At 55.9% G+C, this 2,635-nt stretch carries 2 protein-coding genes and 1 pseudogene; 1 reads left to right on the forward strand and 2 read right to left on the reverse strand.

Annotation, left to right across the window (positions count from 1 at the left end):
• Nucleotides 1-149: 149 nt before the first annotated feature.
• Nucleotides 150-512: pseudogene (locus tag PN477_RS10110) on the forward strand (diguanylate cyclase domain-containing protein); the annotation flags it as partial.
• On the opposite strand, the gene PN477_RS10115 reads toward PN477_RS10110, so the two are convergent.
• Both PN477_RS10115 and PN477_RS10120 read right to left on the reverse strand, forming a co-directional pair.
• Nucleotides 509-1,528, reverse strand: a complete 1,020-nt coding sequence (locus tag PN477_RS10115; protein WP_272117730.1) for an L-histidine N(alpha)-methyltransferase — start codon at nt 1,526-1,528, stop codon at nt 509-511. The pseudogene PN477_RS10110 and the gene PN477_RS10115 overlap by 4 nt on opposite strands.
• A gap of 6 nt (nt 1,529-1,534) precedes the next feature.
• Nucleotides 1,535-2,419 (reverse strand): inositol monophosphatase family protein, encoded by an 885-nt coding sequence (locus tag PN477_RS10120; protein WP_272117731.1) that lies wholly within the window; start codon nt 2,417-2,419, stop codon nt 1,535-1,537.
• Nucleotides 2,420-2,635: the final 216 nt, after the last annotated feature.

Genomic DNA, 2,635 nt, shown 5'->3' on the forward strand with positions numbered 1-2,635 from the left:
AATTAAAGGACTCGCTGTCGCTCGATTTGTTTGTTGGTGCAAATTCATCTCGCCACTAAAAGGCACGTCCGCCGTTACCTTCGGTAACTCTACTCGGACTCGCTTTATAGTGGGAGTCTTCTTTGCACATTTAAGATAACGATCGCTATGGCCATCTAAGCGGCGATCGCACCCTTCAGGCGATCGCCCAAATTCTCCAAGACAGTTTACCCCGGCCCACGGATTTGGCGGCTCGCTATGGGGGGGAGGAGTTCGCCCTTGTGCTGCCGGGGTTTGAGGAAGGGCAAGGGTTAGAGGTGGCGGCACAGATTCAAGCCGCCCTCCGAGCACTGGCCATCCCCCATAATGTTTCACGGGTCAGCACCCGGATCACGATCAGCATGGGCATTGCCTCCCTCACTCCCCCCACCCACAGCCTGCTCACACTCCTGATCGAAACCGCCGACCAAGCTCTCTACATGGCCAAACAACAGGGGCGCGATCGCTATATCAGCGGCCGCAGCGTCAACTAACCCGCCCCGGTTCGACAACAGACAATCATGGCGCGGGACAGGAGAGCTTCGATCCGGTAGGAGAGGATCTCAAGGCCGGCGGCGGTGAAGTCGGCGTGGATTTGGGGGGCGCTGGTGTCGGCTTCGATGGTGTAGGAAAAGAAGCGGTAGATGTTGATCGCGTCGCCAGCCTGGAGGGCGATCGCCTCCTCTGCCCCCTCCCCATCATCCACCTGAATGTCATAATCCCGATGCAGGCGAATATCGGTTTTATAGCCGGGCCAATCGGGATCGAAATAGCCGACGATTTCGGCGTGGTCTGGGTGAATGCCGAAGCTGTCGAGGATGAATTGGCTGGCTTGGTGGGATATGTGGTGGGTGGGGTCAAACTCACGGGGGCCCGTATCGCGAAAATCGACACTAAAGCTAATGCAGAGCCATTCGCCCGGCTCCATCCCGGCGGCAATGTGGCGCAGGACGGTGATGCGATCGCCCACATTACAAAACGTTCCCCCCAGATAAAGATACAGATTGGCCGCAGCTTGGGGGGTGTGGCGATAGTCACCGAGGGCAAGGGGCATCGGGTCGCGTTCAAAATCCCAGAGGTGGCCGTGCCAATGGAGGGCGGGAAACCAAGGGGTGAGGGTGGTTTCTGAAAGGGTGAGGAGATCGGGGCTAATGTCCAGGGCTACATAGGCATTGAGGCAGTGGTTTTCGAGCAATGTGCCGACCAATTTTCGCACCAGTTGCGGATTGCCCGCGCCGATGTCGATCAGATTCCAGCGATCGCATCCTGTTTCCGTTTGGAAAAGATGGATGCAGACCCGTTTTAAAAACGCTTCGTCCGTTTTGGCACTGCTGATCGGGGCGTTGTCCTGTTGCACATTGAGCGCGTCCCAGGCTTCGACGAGTTTGCCCTGATAGAAAAATTTAAAGGGAATGGCGCGATCGCGCTTTAAATGCGCCATGATTTCCCGCACTTGCGCCGGGGAAAAGACCCGATAAAACTCTGGATTAATCGTCGTTGCGATCGCCATGGCCCCTTATCCTTGCACTTCCAATTCTGCCGCCGCCTGCACCGTCCGCAACAAGTCGGCATGGACTTCAGGACGATAGGCCACCACCAACCCCGGCAATTGATACTCTACACAGGCAGACATCGGCGGCACAGGGGAGCCATCATGGAGCGTAACAATTCCCCCCGCTTCTCGCACCGAGAAGGCCAACGCCGCCCCATCCAGCCATTTCCCGGCTCGCAACACTGCCCCGCAGAGATCCCCCCGGAGGATGCGGCTAAAGTTGGGGCGGGGATTTTGGGTCGTGTAGTCGCGGCTGCGGATTGCTTGGTAGGCGGGGGGCAGATGGGGGGCGATCGCTTCCATGCCCCAGGAAATATACACCCCCGATTTTGGTGTTGCGATCGTGACCGGCGTTAAGCTATCCAAATCCATCGCCAAGGTTCCCCAGCGACAGCCTTCCCCCCGCAGGGTACAAAAATAATCTTGGGTCGCCGGGCTGATAATCAACACGCCGAGATAATCATCCTGATCCAACACCGTCAACACAATTTGATAGTTATCCGTGCCGTCCATATACCAGCGCGTCCCATCAATGGGATCAAGGGTGATCAAATAATCCCCCGGCTCTTCCCCAAGGGTAATGCCGCGAAAATACTTGGTGTTATAGGATTGGGCGTGTTCTTCACCGTAAAAACGCACCTGGGGAAATTGGCTCAACAGCGACACTTCAATAAAGGTTTGCACTGACAGATCCGCATCGGTGAGGGCGGTGGAGAAAAAATTATCCGACGTGCCTTTTTCCGGTTGAGCCACAATCCGGCTTTGAATTTCGCGGGCGTAGTTGGCCGCAATTCGCAGTTGGGGGAGAAGGGTGGTAAAGAGTTCGCGGGCAGTGGGCAACGTGGGCATGATTTCGGTAAGCACAGCAGCGGGTTTTATTATGACTCGTTTTTGAATCGTGGGGGAGGCATTGATTCGCTTGCTTAGGTTGACATACTCCCCCACTAAACCCTACGGGCTATAGTGGGGGATTCTGAACAGCCAGTTACCTGACCATTTATCCACTCAAACAACGAGAGTTGCAGAGGGTTGCTAGGCTCAACGACTAACGCCATTGATTTATCC

Origin of the sequence: Spirulina subsalsa CS-330 (assembly GCF_028330765.1) — a bacterium.
Lineage (GTDB): Bacteria > Cyanobacteriota > Cyanobacteriia > Cyanobacteriales > Spirulinaceae > Spirulina > Spirulina subsalsa_A.

Excerpts from the sequence above, each read along its gene's own strand:
- PN477_RS10120 (WP_272117731.1), bottom strand. The coding sequence starts at position 2,419 with ATGCCCACGTTGCCCACTGCCCGCGAACTCTTTACCACCCTTCTCCCC.
- PN477_RS10115 (WP_272117730.1), bottom strand. The coding sequence starts at position 1,528 with ATGGCGATCGCAACGACGATTAATCCAGAGTTTTATCGGGTCTTTTCC.